The sequence below is a fragment of the Enterobacter sp. TCD1-1 genome (assembly GCF_020567405.1).
GTDB classification, from domain to species: Bacteria; Pseudomonadota; Gammaproteobacteria; order Enterobacterales; family Enterobacteriaceae; genus Enterobacter; species Enterobacter quasiroggenkampii.
On sequence record NZ_JAJCXF010000004.1, the window covers coordinates 186829 to 202021 of the forward strand.

Annotated in this window: 18 protein-coding genes; 6 read left to right on the forward strand and 12 right to left on the reverse strand. The window is 55.8% G+C overall.

All coding sequences use genetic code 11. The features are described 5' to 3' along the window. Window positions 1–8: 8 nt before the first annotated feature. The 7 genes from proW to LJA86_RS17405 form a co-directional block, all read right to left on the reverse strand. Entirely contained in the window at window positions 9–1073 is a 1065-nt protein-coding gene (proW, locus tag LJA86_RS17375; RefSeq protein ID WP_008502575.1) for a glycine betaine/L-proline ABC transporter permease ProW, read from the reverse strand. Then, window positions 1066–2268, reverse strand: a complete 1203-nt coding sequence (gene proV, locus LJA86_RS17380) for a glycine betaine/L-proline ABC transporter ATP-binding protein ProV (protein WP_008502574.1) — start codon at window positions 2266–2268, stop codon at window positions 1066–1068. The genes proW and proV overlap by 8 nt, the downstream gene beginning before the upstream one ends. 330 nt (window positions 2269–2598) lie before the next feature. Further along, window positions 2599–3558 (reverse strand): class 1b ribonucleoside-diphosphate reductase subunit beta, encoded by a 960-nt coding sequence (gene nrdF, locus LJA86_RS17385; RefSeq protein ID WP_229226488.1) that lies wholly within the window; start codon window positions 3556–3558, stop codon window positions 2599–2601. 9 nt (window positions 3559–3567) lie between these two features. Further along, window positions 3568–5712 (reverse strand): class 1b ribonucleoside-diphosphate reductase subunit alpha, encoded by a 2145-nt coding sequence (gene nrdE / locus LJA86_RS17390; RefSeq protein WP_229226489.1) that lies wholly within the window; start codon window positions 5710–5712, stop codon window positions 3568–3570. After that, a complete protein-coding gene (nrdI, locus tag LJA86_RS17395) occupies window positions 5685–6095 on the reverse strand; it encodes a class Ib ribonucleoside-diphosphate reductase assembly flavoprotein NrdI (RefSeq protein ID WP_024907682.1) in 411 nt (136 codons plus the stop codon). The genes nrdE and nrdI overlap by 28 nt, the downstream gene beginning before the upstream one ends. Further along, window positions 6092–6331, reverse strand: coding sequence for a glutaredoxin-like protein NrdH (nrdH, locus tag LJA86_RS17400; RefSeq protein WP_021241966.1), 240 nt, complete (start codon window positions 6329–6331; stop codon window positions 6092–6094). The genes nrdI and nrdH overlap by 4 nt, the downstream gene beginning before the upstream one ends. Before the next feature lie 252 nt (window positions 6332–6583). Next, window positions 6584–6910: a DUF883 domain-containing protein gene (locus LJA86_RS17405; RefSeq protein WP_008502569.1), complete on the reverse strand. Its 327-nt coding sequence runs from the start codon at window positions 6908–6910 to the stop codon at window positions 6584–6586. A gap of 160 nt (window positions 6911–7070) precedes the next feature. Here LJA86_RS17405 and LJA86_RS17410 point away from each other — a divergent pair, with 160 nt between their 5' ends. Beyond that, window positions 7071–7415 (forward strand): DUF2002 family protein, encoded by a 345-nt coding sequence (locus tag LJA86_RS17410; protein ID WP_008502568.1) that lies wholly within the window; start codon window positions 7071–7073, stop codon window positions 7413–7415. A gap of 32 nt (window positions 7416–7447) precedes the next feature. Here LJA86_RS17410 and alaE read toward each other — a convergent pair whose 3' ends face one another. Then, window positions 7448–7897: an L-alanine exporter AlaE gene (gene alaE, locus LJA86_RS17415; protein WP_229226490.1), complete on the reverse strand. Its 450-nt coding sequence runs from the start codon at window positions 7895–7897 to the stop codon at window positions 7448–7450. Between the two features lie 494 nt (window positions 7898–8391). Here alaE and stpA point away from each other — a divergent pair, with 494 nt between their 5' ends. Beyond that, entirely contained in the window at window positions 8392–8796 is a 405-nt protein-coding gene (gene stpA, locus LJA86_RS17420) for a DNA-binding protein StpA (RefSeq protein ID WP_048029252.1), read from the forward strand. A 38-nt stretch (window positions 8797–8834) separates the two neighbouring features. Here stpA and LJA86_RS17425 read toward each other — a convergent pair whose 3' ends face one another. The 3 genes from LJA86_RS17425 to LJA86_RS17435 form a co-directional block, all read right to left on the reverse strand. Continuing rightward, window positions 8835–9014: a hypothetical protein gene (locus LJA86_RS17425; RefSeq protein WP_048029253.1), complete on the reverse strand. Its 180-nt coding sequence runs from the start codon at window positions 9012–9014 to the stop codon at window positions 8835–8837. Between the two features lie 79 nt (window positions 9015–9093). Then, window positions 9094–9615 carry a rhodanese family protein gene (locus tag LJA86_RS17430; RefSeq protein ID WP_069720360.1) on the reverse strand — a complete coding sequence of 174 codons (522 nt, stop codon included), beginning with the start codon at window positions 9613–9615 and terminating at the stop codon, window positions 9094–9096. Between the two features lie 9 nt (window positions 9616–9624). Beyond that, window positions 9625–9924, reverse strand: a complete 300-nt coding sequence (locus tag LJA86_RS17435) for an ArsR/SmtB family transcription factor (RefSeq protein WP_111967734.1) — start codon at window positions 9922–9924, stop codon at window positions 9625–9627. 181 nt (window positions 9925–10105) lie between these two features. Here LJA86_RS17435 and LJA86_RS17440 point away from each other — a divergent pair, with 181 nt between their 5' ends. After that, entirely contained in the window at window positions 10106–10264 is a 159-nt protein-coding gene (locus LJA86_RS17440; RefSeq protein ID WP_045909293.1) for a YqaE/Pmp3 family membrane protein, read from the forward strand. Here LJA86_RS17440 and LJA86_RS17445 read toward each other — a convergent pair. After that, entirely contained in the window at window positions 10261–11190 is a 930-nt protein-coding gene (locus tag LJA86_RS17445; RefSeq protein ID WP_045909292.1) for a LysR substrate-binding domain-containing protein, read from the reverse strand. The two genes, LJA86_RS17440 and LJA86_RS17445, sit on opposite strands and share 4 nt — an antisense overlap. A gap of 320 nt (window positions 11191–11510) precedes the next feature. On the opposite strand from LJA86_RS17445, the gene LJA86_RS17450 reads away from it, so the two are divergent. The 3 genes from LJA86_RS17450 to LJA86_RS17460 all read left to right on the forward strand — a co-directional run bounded on the left by LJA86_RS17450 (window position 11511) and on the right by LJA86_RS17460 (window position 15182). Continuing rightward, complete coding sequence (locus LJA86_RS17450) at window positions 11511–12116, forward strand: ankyrin repeat domain-containing protein (protein ID WP_048029257.1); 606 nt, start codon at window positions 11511–11513, stop codon at window positions 12114–12116. Between the two features lie 109 nt (window positions 12117–12225). Next, window positions 12226–13767 (forward strand): acyl-CoA synthetase FdrA, encoded by a 1542-nt coding sequence (gene fdrA / locus LJA86_RS17455; protein WP_229226491.1) that lies wholly within the window; start codon window positions 12226–12228, stop codon window positions 13765–13767. Further along, the gene (locus LJA86_RS17460) at window positions 13767–15182 is read left to right on the forward strand and encodes a DUF1116 domain-containing protein (protein WP_229226492.1); all 1416 of its coding nucleotides are present in this window, start codon (window positions 13767–13769) and stop codon (window positions 15180–15182) included. The genes fdrA and LJA86_RS17460 overlap by 1 nt, the downstream gene beginning before the upstream one ends. Window positions 15183–15193: the final 11 nt, after the last annotated feature.

Sequence of the window (15193 nt, forward strand, 5' to 3'; positions counted from 1 at the left end):
GTTGTTCCTTATTTTCTAAAGGGGCGGGTGAGTAACCCGACAGGGCCGGTGGAATACCAGCGACGGTTGCCGCGACTGCGTGAATCGCGACCGACGGCCTGGGTCAGGCGGTCAAGAATAATGGCGAGGATGACAATCCCGACGCCGCCGACGGTGGCCAGCCCCATGTCGAGACGGCCAATGCCGCGCAGCACCATCTGACCGAGACCACCAACGGCGATCATCGAGGCAATCACCACCATCGACAGGGCCAGCATCAGCGTCTGGTTAACGCCCGCCATGATGGTTGGCATGGCCAGCGGGAGCTGAACCTTAAACAGCATCTGGCGCGGGCTGGCACCGAACGAGCGTGACGCTTCGATCAGGTCCGCAGGCACCTGGTTGATCCCGAGAATGGTCAGACGAATAATCGGCGGCAGGGCGAAGATAATGGTGACTACCACGCCCGGCACGTTGCCAATGCCGAACAGCATCACAATCGGCACCAGATAGACGAACGCCGGGGTGGTCTGCATTGCATCCAGCAGCGGACGAATAATCTTCGCTGCCCGCGGGCTGCGCGCCAGCCAGATCCCCATCGGCAGGCCGATGACAATGCAAAAGAGCAGGGCGGTCAGCACCAGCGCCAGGGTGATCATCGCCTGCGACCAGGCCCCAATCGCGCCGATGGCAATCAGCGAAATCAGCGTGGCGACACCCATGCCGGCGCTGCCAAACTGCCAGGCGATCAGGGAGAACAGGATAATCGCCACCGGTGCCGGCATGCCCAGCATCAGCTGCTGGAAGCCGTTCAGGATGTAATCCACCGGGATGCGGATCCCCTGGAACACCGGGCGGAAGTGCGTCACCACCCAGTCGATCCCCTCCGTGACCCAACTGTCCAGCGGGATCAGCGTTTTATGGAACGGGTCCATGATGTTGAAGTGTTCTGGCGCAGGCGCGGGGGCGCTGTTCAGCCAGTCTGCCGCGCCGCCGCCGTCGGCGGGTGCTGGCGTGGAACCCCACGCGTCGGCGGATTGTGCAGCGTTATCCGCCGCTTCAGTGGTACCCCACGGGTTAGTTTGGTCAGCCATTGTTTGCCCCCTCGCGATCTAAAGCCTGCAGCAGCATCCGTTTTGAGATGATGCCGACGTACTGTTGTTCCTCACCCACGACCGGCACGGCGCACGGCGCCTGCCCTACGTGAGAGAGCAACTCGCTGAGCGGCGTTTCGGCGTCCACGGCAAGCGGAGCGTCAATCAACGCCGCATCGATCCCCTGGTTTTCGCTGAGCGCGGTTTTCAGAGAGTCGATGGAGACAACGCCGACAAATTTATTGCCGCGTTCAACCAGATAACCGTATTCACGGTCTTCGTCCTGCAGCAGCTTAAGCGCCGAGCGCGGGCCGAAGCCTGGGGTTTTACGAATAATGCCGTTTGGCGTTCGACGGGCAATATCTTTGGCGCTAAAGACCTGGCTAATATCCACGCCGCGGAAGAAGGTGCGGACATAATCATTCGCCGGATTATTGAGTATTTCATCCGGCGTGCCGACCTGCACCACTTCACCGTTTTGCATAATGGCAATACGGTCGCCAATACGCATGGCTTCATCCAAATCGTGGGAAATAAAGACAATGGTTCGCTGATGTTTCGCCTGTAATTTTACCAGCTCATCCTGCATCTCGGTGCGAATTAACGGATCGAGGGCGGAGAAAGCTTCGTCCATTAATAAAATGTCTGGATTAATGGCTAATGCGCGGGCTAATCCCACGCGCTGACGCATACCGCCGGAAAGTTCATCCGGGTACGCATGCGCATAATTTTCCAGCCCTACCTGACGCAGGGCATCAAGGGCTTTTTCCTGACGTTCCTGCGCAGGCGTGCCGGCTAATTCCATGCCGAAGGCGGTATTATCCAGTACCGTCATGTGCGGCATCAGCGCGAATGACTGGAATACCATCGCAATCTTCTTTCTGCGCACCTCGCGAAGCTCGGCGTCTGATATTCTGGCGATATCCACGCCGTCAATCAGTACCTGTCCGCGGGTGGGTTCAATCAGGCGATTGAGAAGGCGAACCATAGTGGATTTACCCGAACCGGATAATCCCATGATGACAAAAATCTCGCCTTCTTCAATGGCCAGACTGGCGTCTTTAACGCCAAGCGATAGCCCGGTTTTTTCCAGAATTTGCTCTTTCGAAAGGCCTTTCTCAATATATTTGAATGCGCGCTGCGGATGCTCGCCAAATACTTTATAAAGATTTTTCACTTCTAATTTAATTGCCATGCAATAGAGAGTGTCCTGTTATTTGTTTATGTCGATATGATTACCATGGTAAATTGTTAACGGGCATAACCCTAACATACTGAGAATCTGAGACAACCCTGGGTTTGCTTATGACGTGAATTTTCAGGGAAGCGAAACGGCTGAATTTCCCATGAGTAAAGGGCTGAGCGTGATCTGAATTTTTCTCAATTTTTTGCTGTGGCGCAGGAGAATTTCGCCTGAATCGGGTGATTCAGGCGAATATGACGCAGAAATGACAGTGTAGTTGCTTTGTAAATATTAGAGAGGAAATTGTTGGGTTTATATTAAATTAACGAACGTTAACGTTCATTAAAAATCCCAGTCTTCATCCTCAGTTTCCACCGCTTTGCCCATCACGTACGATGAACCCGACCCGGAGAAGAAATCGTGGTTTTCGTCGGCGTTGGGCGACAGCGCGGACAGAATCGCCGGGTTCACCTCCGCCATCTCCGGTGGGAAAAGCGCCTCGTAACCCAGGTTCATCAGCGCCTTGTTGGCGTTGTAGCAGAGGAAGGCCTTCACGTCTTCCTCCCAGCCGGTACCAGCGTAGAGTTCTTCGGTATAGCTCAGCTCGTTGTCGTACAGATCCATCAGCAAATCGAGCGCAAATCCCTTGAGCTCCTCTCGCTCCGCGTCGCTGACCTTTTCCATCCCTTTCTGATACTTATAGCCGATGTAATACCCGTGCACCGCTTCATCCCGGATGATGAGGCGAATCAAATCGGCGGTATTGGTGAGCTTGCCCCGGCTCGACCAGTACATGGGCAGCCAGAAGCCAGAATAGAAGAGGAAGGATTCCAGAAACACGCTGGCGATCTTCTTCTTCAGCGGCTCGTCGTCCCGATAATACGTCAGCACCAGCTCCGCCTTTCTCTGTAGTGACTCGCTCGCTTCACTCCATGTGTAGGCCGCGTCCACGTCTTTGGTCTGGCACAGTGTGGAGAAAATCGAACTGTAGGAGCGGGCGTGCACCGCCTCCATAAAGCTGATGTTCGACATCACCGCCTCTTCGTGCGGCGTCAGCGCGTCACTCATCAGAGCCGGTGCGCCGACGGTATTTTGAATGGTGTCGAGCAGCGTCAGGCCGGTAAAGACGCGGATCGTCAGCTGCTGCTCGGCGTGACTCAGGGTTTGCCAGGCCGGAATATCGTTGGAGAGCGGGACCTTTTCCGGTAGCCAGAAGTTGCTGGTCAGGCGGTTCCATACCTCCAGGTCTTTATCGTCCTGGATTTTGTTCCAGTTAACGGCACTCACGCGTGACAGTTTCATCCTTTCTCCTTACAGCGCGCAGGACACGCAGCCTTCAATTTCGGTGCCTTCCAGCGCAAGCTGGCGCAGGCGAATGTAGTAGAGTGTCTTGATACCTTTCTTCCAGGCGTAGATCTGCGCTTTGTTGATGTCCCGCGTGGTGGCGGTATCCGGGAAGAACAGCGTCAGCGAGAGTCCCTGATCCACGTGTTTCGTCGCCTCGGCGTAGGTATCGATGATTTTTTCCGGGCCGATCTCATACGCGTCCTGGTACAAAGCCAGGTTCTCATTGGTCATAAACGGGGCAGGGTAGTAAACGCGTCCGGTTTTGCCTTCTTTACGAATTTCAATTTTCGACACGATCGGGTGAATGCTCGACGTGGCGTGATTGATGTAGGAGATCGAACCGGTTGGCGGTACGGCCTGCAGGTTCTGGTTGTAGATGCCGTAGCGCATCACGTCATCACGCAACTGCTGCCACATCGCGCGCGTCGGCAACATAATTCCGGCGCGAGCAAACAGTTCGAGTACTTTTTCGGTTTTCGGCTGCCAGTCGCCTTCAAGATACGGGCTAAAATACGCCCCGCTGGCGTAGCGGGACTGCTCAAAGCCCGCGAAACGCTGGTTGCGCTCGCGCGCCAGCATCATCGAGGTATGCAGCGCGTGCCAGGTGACGGTGTAAAAATAGAGGTTGGTGAAGTCCAGCCCTTCCGGACTGCCGTAGGCGATGCCCTCCCGCGCCAGATAGCCGTGGAGGTTCATCTGCCCCAGCCCGATAGCGTGCGACGCAGCGTTGCCTGCCTCAATGGACGGCACGCTGCGGATGTGGCTCATGTCCGACACCGCCGTCAGCCCGCGAATGGCGGTTTCTATCGTGCGGCCAAAGTCGGGTGAATCCATGGTGTGGGCGATATTCAGCGACCCGAGGTTGCAGGAGATGTCTTTGCCGATCTCCGCATAGTCCAGATTCTCGTCATAGCCGGACGCGCTGTTGACCTGCAAAATCTCCGAGCACAGGTTGCTCATGTTGATGCGCCCGGCAATCGGGTTCGCGCGGTTTACCGTATCTTCGTACATGATGTACGGATAGCCGGACTCAAACTGAATTTCGGCAAGCGTCTGGAAGAAATCGCGGGCGTTGATATATTTTTTGCGAATGCGCTCGTCGGCTACCAGCACGTCATAAAGTTCGCTGATGGCCACGTCGCCAAAGGCTTTGCCATAGATTCGCTCAACGTCATACGGCGAGAAGAGCGCCATCTCGGCATTCTCTTTGGCCAGTTTAAAGGTGATATCCGGGATCACCACGCCAAGCGACAGGGTTTTGATACGGATTTTTTCGTCGGCGTTTTCGCGCTTGGTATCGAGAAAACGCAGAATGTCCGGATGGTGCGCGTGCAGGTAAACCGCTCCCGCGCCCTGGCGCGCGCCAAGCTGGTTAGCATAGGAGAACGCATCCTCCAGCATCTTCATCACCGGGATCACGCCGGAGGACTGGTTTTCGATGCGCTTGATCGGCGCGCCCGCTTCGCGCAGGTTAGAGAGCAAAAACGCCACGCCGCCGCCGCGTTTGGAAAGCTGCAGCGCCGAGTTCACCGCGCGACCAATCGACTCCATATTATCTTCGATACGTAGCAGGAAGCAGGAGACCAGCTCACCGCGCTGGGCTTTGCCGCAGTTGAGAAAGGTGGGCGTGGCGGGCTGGAAGCGGCCGGAGAGGATCTCGTCGGTGAGCTGTTGCGCCAGCGCTTCATCGCCCTGCGCCAGGGTCAGTGCGACCATCACCACGCGATCTTCAAAGCTTTCTAAGTAGCGCTTACCGTCAAAGGTCTTCAGGGTGTAGCTGGTGTAGAACTTCCACGCGCCAAGGAATGTCTGGAAACGAAAGCCGCTGGCGTGGGCGCGTTCAAACAGCTTCACGACGAAGGCGCGTTCGTAGCGGGTGAGGACGCGCGCATCGTAGTAACCCTCGTTAACCAGGTGGTCGAGACGTTCATCCTGGCTCGTAAAGGTCACGCTGTTGGGCCGCACGTGGGCGGCAAAAAAGGCGTCCACCGCCTCACGGTCTTTATCAAACTGAATGCGTCCCTCCCGGTCATAGAGGTTAAGCATCGCGTTTAATGCGTGGTAATCCGACGTCGCCTGTATTACCCGTTCTGCGGTTGTCGTTGCCAAAATTCGTTCACTCCTTTACGCACGTTTTCGACGTCCTGCTGCGTCCCCATCAGCTCAAAGCGATAGAGATACGGCACGCCGCATTTTTGAGAGATGACATCTCCGGCGCGGCCAAAGGCGTCGCCGAAATTGCGATTCCCCGCCGCAATGACGCCGCGGATCAGCTCCCGGTTATGAGGATCGTTCAGAAAGCGGATCACCTGGCGAGGCACTGCGCCCGCCGTGCCGCCTCCGCCATAGCTGGGCACCACCAGAATGTAAGGTTCCTCTACCCGGATCCGCTCCCGCTCGTTAAGCGGAATGCGCACCGCAGGCAGCCCGACGCGCTCAATAAAACGGAGCGTGTTTTCCGAGCTGCTGGAGAAGAACACCAGTCTGCTCATGCCCGTGCGGCCTGCGCGGCGATGCGGTTGATCATGTCCGGACGGAAGCCAGACCAGCTGGTCTCCCCGGCCACCACCACCGGAAGCTGACGGAAACCCTGCGCGCGAAGGGTATCGGCGGCCTCGGGCTGCTGGTCAATATTCACCATCTCAAACGCCACGCCGCGGCTTTCCATCGCCCGTTTGGTCGCGTGGCACTGAACACAATCGTTACGAGTGTAAATAGTAATGCTCATGATTCGTATTTCCATTTAAAATGAGAGAACGGCGCGAATCATCGCGTCAGGTTGTGTATGTCTTGCTAAAAGGAATACTAGATGTAGTTGTCTTAAGTTTCAACCATACAAGATATGGGAAATTCAGATTGATGTTGTCACGATGATGAGCTCAGCGGGGCAGGGCAGGCTATACGGGTTTTACAGGCGAGAAGGCAAAGAAAAGCCCCGGCAGCCACTGACCACCGGGGCAGATAACGGTGCGTGAGCGGGTTATTTACGCAGGCTAAGCAGAGCGCCCACAAAGATACCGACTGCCGCTACCGTGCCGAGCGTACAGAGCGGCTTCTCGCGCACGAAGGTCGTTGCGCAACTGACCGCATCGCAGGCAGCCTGTGTCGTACGCGTGCGGCCGTTTAAGCGCGCGCGGGTTTCACGGAGCAGAGACTGAGCCTTACGTTTTGCGGCATCCGCTTCGTCCTTCGCGTCACTTCCCCAGGATTTCAGCACCTCTTCCAGCGTGTCCGCTAATTGGCTGACATCATTACGAATATCCTGCGCATCGTCATTAATATCGTTTCGGTTCGGTCTGTTAAACATACGATCCTCCGTAATTTTGCGTTCCCGTTCAGTTTAGTTCAGAAATTTAATATCTGAAGCGCATCACGCGTTATCCGGCAGTTTATGGACTATTCTGAAAGCCCTGCTAATGCTGAATACTGTAAGGTTGCCGGGCAGGAAAAGATAACGAGGAAAAGATATGTATTTACGACCTGATGAGGTGGCGCGCGTTCTTGAAAAAGAGGGATTCACCATGGATGAGGTGACGCCAAAAGCGTATGGATATCGCCGTGGCGAGAATTATGTTTACGTTAATCGTGAAGCAAGAATGGGACGTACCGCTCTCATTATTCACCCGACGCTGAAAGACAGAAGCCTGTCATTTGCTGAGCCTGCCTCGGATATTAAAACCTGCGATCACTATCAGCAATTTCCGCTCTATTTAGGCGGAGAGACGCATGAGCATTATGGTATTCCGCATGGTTTCAGCTCGCGTATGGCGCTGGAACGGTTTTTGAAGGGACTGTTTGGCGACGTACAGTAAATTTGCGACTGGCATGCGCCAGTCGCTTCACATCACGCTTTTGCCTGGCTGTACTGGGTGACCTTAAACAGGCGGCGACAGTAGTCGAGGAAATAGCCGTACACCGCCCCCATCAGCATTGAAATCACAATATTCGAACTGACGGCCGCAGCGATCTGGTGCCAGTCCGCGCCCACCGTCAGCAGAATAGCCACGTAAACCGGCGACTGGAACGTCACATAGGCCAGAACGTCCGCCAGGTTTTTCACCCAGCCTGCGGGGCTGATACGACGTGCGAAACGCATGACGGCATCGCGGTATAAGCCGTAAGGCCATGCAATAATAATATTGACCGGGATCGCCACCAGACGAGAAGAAAGTGACTGCTCGAAGGTCATTCCGGAGAGGAATATTTCGATCAGCATGTTCACAACGGAACAGTAGACAACCATCGCGAAAGTATCCGCCACGGCATGGCGAAGGCGTGATTGCGGTGAGAACATGTCTGAACTCCTTGAGAAGAACACAAAAGAAACGATTTTCCCGAAGCGATTAGTGCTTTAGGTTGGTTTGTTTGACGTGTATAGCGTATATCTCTATGTTTGAACTAACAACTAGTGATTAATTTTTATTTAAACGCGTTTTGTCCACAAAATTCTCTAAAATTGATGGTTTTTTGTTCGCTTCGTTATAATGTGTCTCGTGTGATGATTTTTTAATGTAAATCATAGGGTTGTATCTCTTCGCACTGACGAGGGCGTCAACCCGCTTTTGGACAGCGCAGGATGCTGAAATTTTGATTAAGGATGACCATTTATATTGATGGGGTGATTGAATCCATGCGTATCCCACAGGCGTTATAAGATAATATTAAGGGTGGCAGTAAAACATATTTACGCTATTGGCAGGGACGCCCCGCGGGTAGATATTTCAGCGGAAATGAATTATTCTGTCGGTGATTTATCTATTTACCCTAAAGAGAAGGTTTTCAAATAATATGTCTTTGACGTTACAGAATCTTAATAATATCCGAACTCTGCGCGCCATGGCACGCGAATTATCCCTGGACGTTCTTGAGGAAATGCTGGAAAAGGTCAGGGTCGTTGCTGAAGAGAAACGTAGTGAGCTGGCGGAATTAGAGCAGCAGCGGGCTGAACAGCAGGAGAAAATTAATGCCCTGCTGGAACGAATGAAAGCCGATGGTATTTCACCGACCGATCTGCTGGGCTCTGAACTGGGGCAGGCGGGTAAGCCAGTGAAAAAGCGCAAGCCGCGTGATGCCAAATATCGCTTTATTGACCAGAACGGTGAGGAGAAAACGTGGACCGGCCAGGGCCGCACGCCGAAGCCTATTGCCAGCGCGCTGGCAAACGGCAAATCACTGGAAGATTTTCTGATCTAAACAGGTAAACCGGGCGGAACACACCGCCCGGCATTTTTTCAGCAGACGCCGAAATCACCGTCTTCAGTATACGGCGCCAGATCGGCCGCTTTCAGGGTATATTTCTCGCCTTGCTCATTGCTGGCCTGTACCGCCACAACGCTGTCACCATTCACTTCAAGCACTTTCAGCTTCGGGCCGCCTTTACGCGGTTGTACATAATCACCGACAGAAAACATATTACCTCCTCATCGTTTTAGCGATCTTCACCTTAGCCCACGTATGACGGCGGGTACAGCGTATTTCAGCGATTACTGCTTATGAGGTACGACGGTTCCAGGGCATCACCTTGAGCAGCCTCGCCATGCCGCAAAAACCGGTCACACCGGCGAACAGCAGCCCGGCTCCTACGAAGCCGCTGAGCAGGAAAAAGCCGCCGGAGACGCTATAGCCGAGCACCACGCCGCAGAGAATGAGCAGCCCGGCGGCAATTTGCACCTGACGCATCAGCGGCAGCGGCTGGGTTTTGTCTTCGACCGTCTGCAGACCCGCCTGCTTCCAGCCCTGAATGCCCCCTTCGACCACCAGTGCCTGAGCGGGGGCGGCGGCCTGCGCAAGGCGTTCGGCATTGCCTGAGGTGCGGGCGCCAGACTGGCAGTGAAAAATCACCGTTTCGCCCGCGTGCGTTTTAAGTCCACCGGGTAAGGTATCCAGCGGCATGGACTGCGCGGCGGGAATATGCTCGCGGGCGTACTCGTCGGCATCACGAATATCAATCAGCTTTGCACCTTCAGCGATGCGGGCGCTGGCCTCGCGCGGCGAAATAAGGGGAAGTGACATGGCGGCTCCTTACGGGCAATAAAGGGTTTTCAGGGTGCTGATGAGCTGATGCACCGCATCGTTTTTAATGAAATAGCGAATGCGCTGTGCCTGGCGGGTACTGTCAATCAGACCTTCCTCACGCATGCGCGCCAGATGCTGCGACGTGGCGGAAGGGCTCAGCCCCGTCGCGCGGGCCAGTTCCCCCGCGCTGGTGCCGGGGGCGCCGCACAGCGTGCAGAGGATCAGCAGGCGACGCGGATTGCTCATCGCTTTTAAAAGGTTTGCGGCCTGCTCTGCGCTGGCCTGAAGCTGTTCGAGTTCGGTCATGATAGTTTAGTATTTGCTTAATTAAGTTAATGCTAAAGTAATTGTGCGCATTACGCCAGCGTCAAAAGCGTAAAAGAGGGTAAACGCGGGGGAGAGAACTGGCGCAGACAGGTAAACTGGCTATGCTTAGAGATAGTTCTCTTTATTATTTTCAATGGATTAGCTTGCACGGAGTTTTGATATGGGTTTTTGGCGTATTGTTTTTACCATCCTGTTGCCGCCGCTGGGCGTGCTGTTGGGCAAAGGTTTCGGCTGGGCGTTTATTATCAACATTATTCTGACGCTGCTGGGCTACATCCCGGGTCTTATCCACGCTTTCTGGGTTCAGAGTAAGAGCTAAGCACGCCAGAGTAAGTCGCTGTAGATCCCGGTCAGTACGCCCTGGGGGCCAAACTGCTGTTTGATCCAGCGCGTGACCTGGCCGGTCGCGGCATGCTGCGTGGCGAGCAGCATGCGCGAATCCTGACGCGGGTTATTGATACGCCGCGTCACCAACAGCCCGTCTTCCACCGCTTCCCGCGCCATATACTCCGGTAAAAAACCTATCCCTTCGCCCAGGATCTGACACTGGCATTTGGTATTAAAGTCCGGCACCAGAATCGCCTCCTGTCCGTGTAGCAGCCAGCCCACCTTCTTGTTAATGGTGTGCGCGGTATCTTCCACCATGATGTTGGGGTACAGGCGCAGCTGGCTTTCCGCTATCGGTTCCGGAACAAACGCCAGCGGGTGCGCCGGCGCAATGGCAAACACCCAGCGGATGGCGCCGATCTCGGTGTAGTCAATTCCGCCGCCGTCGAGCAGCGTGTCGGGTGCGCCAATGGCGATATTGGCCTGGTTATTGATGATCGAATCCCACACGCCGTTATAGACCTCGGTGGTGACGGTGATCTGGCAGGTGGGAAACTGCTTTTTCAGCACCTGCAGCAGCCGCGCGGTATGGCGCGGCGTATACAACAGCTGGTTGATACAGATGCGCACCCGCGCCTCGATGCCCTGTGAGATGGTATCAATCCCGCGCTTGATGGCGTGAAAGTCGTTAAGCAGGTCGGTGGCTTTGCGGTAAAAGTAAAAGCCGGACTCGGTCAGCTCAATGCTGCGCGTGTTACGCACGAACAGCACCACGTCCAGCCCGGTCTCCATGCGCTTAATGGTGTAGCTGATGGCAGAGGTGGTAACGCCCAGTTCGGCGGCGGCTTTGCTGAAGCTGCCAAAGCGGGCGGCGGTGGTGAAGGCCAGCAGGTTCTCTTCGGTAAAGATGGAATTCATATCACGGCTCCGTCAAACATCAGTTTTGAACATATTTTAACAACGCTGTTACAACGCATTTGAAGCCGATCACAGTTCTGACGCTTTGCCGAAAGCCCTGGTGCATAAGGCTTTATCAGACATAAGCATAATGCGTTTTGACGCGCTAAAAAGCGGTTAAACATAAGAAAAAGGTTGCACAGACGCACGCTTTGACCGAACTGTTGAATTTAACTCAACAATGAATTGACTGTCGATGAATCATTTTTAAGCGGATTCTTTTATGACCAGGCTGTTGCTATTCTCAGGTCAACAGAAAGAAAAACATCGGGAGTCTGAATATGTCTGCAACTGAACTGGTTACGGAATTTCTGCTGGCGGCAGAAGAGGGCAATAGCGATGCGCTAAAAGCCTGTCTGGAGAAAGGCGTGGATATTAACGCCACTAACCGCCAGAAAAGAACCGCCGTTACGATTGCCAGCCTGAAAAAACACTATTCCTGCGTAGAATTTTTAATTGCAGCCGGGGCAGATATTGATAAACAGGATCAGACCTGCTTTAACCCTTTCCTCATTAGCTGCCTGACCAATGATTTAACCCTCCTGCGGCTGGTATTACCCGCGAATCCGGATCTCGACCGCCTGACGCGTTTTGGCGGCGTGGGCATTACGCCTGCCAGTGAAAAAGGGCACGTGGAGATCGTGCGCGAGCTGCTGGAAAAAACCGATATCAACGTTAACCACACCAACTTTGTCGGCTGGACGCCGCTGCTGGAAGCCATCGTGTTAAACGACGGCGGTGCGAAACAGCAAGAGATCGTGAAGCTGCTGCTGGATCACGGCGCGAACCCGCATATGACCGACAAATACGGCAAAACCCCGCTCGAACTGGCGCGGGAGAAAGGCTTCACTGAGATTGCCGACCTGCTGCTGGCGGCGGGCGCGTAAAACGATCGGTCAGCCCGTTCCGGCTGGCCGCTAATTAAATAAAGCATTTTTTACCGACGTGCATTGTGTACGACGGCGGCCCCCTTTTATCCGCGAACAGGTGCAAATAATGCCAACGAAAATCGTGATTAAAAAGAACACCTATTTTGACTCCGTGTCATTAATGTCCGTTTCCACTAAAGCCAATAAATTGCCGGGCGTTGAAAAGGCCTTTGTCGCCATGGCAACGGAAATGAATAAGGGCGTATTAAAAAACCTCGGGCTGTTAACGCCGGAATTAAATGAGGCGAAAAACGGCGACCTGATGATCGTCATTAAAGGCGACGCGGCGAATGATGAAACGCTGGCGGCTATTGAAGCGCTGTTCACGCGTAAAGAGAGCACCGGCTCTCATGAAGCGCGCTACGCGACGATTGCCAGCGCCAAAACCCATCGCCCGGAGAGCAACCTCGCGGTGATCTCCGTCAATGGCACCTTCGCCGCCCGCGAGGCGCGTCAGGCGCTGGAAAACGATCTCAACGTGATGCTCTTCTCCGATAATGTCTCGCTCGACGACGAGCTGGCGCTGAAGCAGCTGGCGCACCAGAAAGGACTGCTGATGATGGGGCCGGACTGCGGCACCGCCATCATCAACGGCGCGGGACTGTGCTTTGCTAACGCGGTGCGCCGTGGATCGATTGGCATCGTCGGCGCATCCGGCACCGGCAGCCAGGAGCTGAGCGTGCGCATCCATGAATTCGGCGGCGGCGTGTCGCAGCTGATTGGCACCGGCGGGCGCGATCTCAGCGAGAAAATTGGCGGCCTGATGATGCTCGACGCCATCGACATGCTGGAAGCCGACGAGGGCACCCAGGTTATCGCGCTGATCTCCAAACCAGCGGCTCCTGCCGTGGCAGAAAAGGTGCTGGCCCGCGCCAGAGCCTGCCGCAAGCCGGTGGTTGTTTGCTTCCTCGGGCGCAATGAACCGCCCGCCGATGAGGACGGACTGCAGTTTGCGCGCGGCACCAAAGAGGCGGCGCTGAAGGCCGTTCTGCTCACTGGCATCAAAAAAGAGTCCCTTGATCTGCACCCGCTCAACTGGCCATTGATTGAAGAGGTGCGCGCCCGCCTGACCCCGCAGCAGAAGTACATTCGCGGCCTGTTCTGCGGCGGCACCCTGTGCGACGAAGCGATGTTTGCCGCGCTGGAGAAGTTCGACGACGTGTACAGCAATATCCAGCCGGATCCCGCTAAACGCCTGCCGGACGTCAGCGTCAGTAAAGCCCACACCTTCCTCGACTTTGGCGACGACGATTTCACCAACGGCAAGCCGCATCCGATGATCGACCCGACCAACCGCATCAGCCGCCTGCTGCAGGAGGCGCGCGATCCGGAAGTGGGCGTTATCGTGATGGACTTTGTGCTGGGCTTCGGCGCGCACGAGGATCCGGTGGGGGTGATGATCGACGCGATCAAAGAGGCGCAGGCCATCGCGAAGGCCGATAACCGTCCGCTTGAGATCCTCGGGTACGTGCTCGGCACCGATCAGGATCCGCAGTCGCTGGCGCAGCAGTGCCAGATGCTGACCGACGCAGGCGTCATCTGGGCCAGCAGCAGCACCAATACCGGATTACTGGCACGCGAATTTGTCTGCAAAGGGGAGAACGCATAATGACCACCTTATTTAACCAGCCGCTGAACGTCATTAACGTGGGTATCGCGATGTTCAGCGACGATCTTAAAAAGCAGCACGTTCCCGTGACCCAACTCGACTGGACGCCGCCGGGGCAGGGCAATATGCAGGTGGTTGAAGCGCTGGATCAGCTGGCGGAAAAACCGCTGGCGGAGAAGATCGCCGCCGCCAACCAAATCGCGCTTGAGCGCATTATCCAGTCCCATCCGGTGCTGGTGGGCTATGACCAGGCGATTAACGTCGTGCCGGGGATGACCCGCACCACCATTCTGCACGCTGGTCCGCCTGTCTCCTGGGAAAACATGTGCGGCGCGATGAAAGGCGCGGTCACCGGTGCGCTGGTGTTTGAAGGGCTGGCGAAAGATCTGGACGACGCGGCACGGCTTGCCGCCTCAGGGGAGATCACCTTCTCGCCATGCCACGAGCATGACTGCGTGGGCTCCATGGCGGGCGTCACCTCTGCGTCGATGTTTATGCACATTGTTGAGAACAAAACCTACGGCAACCGCGCCTTCACCAACCTCAGCGAGCAGATGGCGAAGATCCTGCGCATGGGCGCCAACGACCAGAGCGTCATCGACCGCCTGAACTGGATGCGGGATGTGCTCGGCCCGATGCTGCGCGACGCGATGAAGATTATCGGCGAAATCGACCTGCGCCTGATGCTGGCCCAGGCGCTGCACATGGGGGATGAGTGCCACAACCGCAACAATGCGGGCACCACGCTGCTGATTCAGGCGCTGACCCCGGGGCTGATCCAGGCGGGCTATCCGGTTGAGCAGCAGCGCGAGGTGTTTGAGTTTGTCGCCAGCAGCGACTACTTCTCCGGCCCGACGTGGATGGCGATGTGTAAAGCCGCGCTGGACGCCGCCCACGGCATTGAATACAGCACCGTGGTTACCACCATGGCACGCAACGGCTACGAGTTCGGCCTGCGCGTTTCCGGCCTGCCGGGGCAATGGTTCACCGGCCCGGCGCAGCAGGTGATTGGCCCGATGTTTGCGGGCTACCGGCCGGAAGATTCCGGGCTGGATATCGGCGACAGCGCGATCACCGAAACCTACGGCATCGGCGGCTTTGCGATGGCGACGGCCCCGGCGATCGTCGCCCTGGTGGGCGGGACGGTGGAGGAAGCTATCGACTTCTCCCGTCAGATGCGCGAAATCACCCTCGGCGAAAACCCGAACGTCACCATTCCGTTGCTCTCGTTTATGGGGATCCCGACCGCCATCGACATCACCAGAGTCGCCGGCAGCGGCATTCTGCCGGTGATTAACACCGCCATTGCCCACAAAGACGCGGGCATCGGCATGATTGGGGCGGGCATCGTTCATCCGCCGTTTAGCTGTTTTGAAAAGGCGCTGTTGACCTTCCGCGATCGCTACTTTTTATAAGGCATGCATCC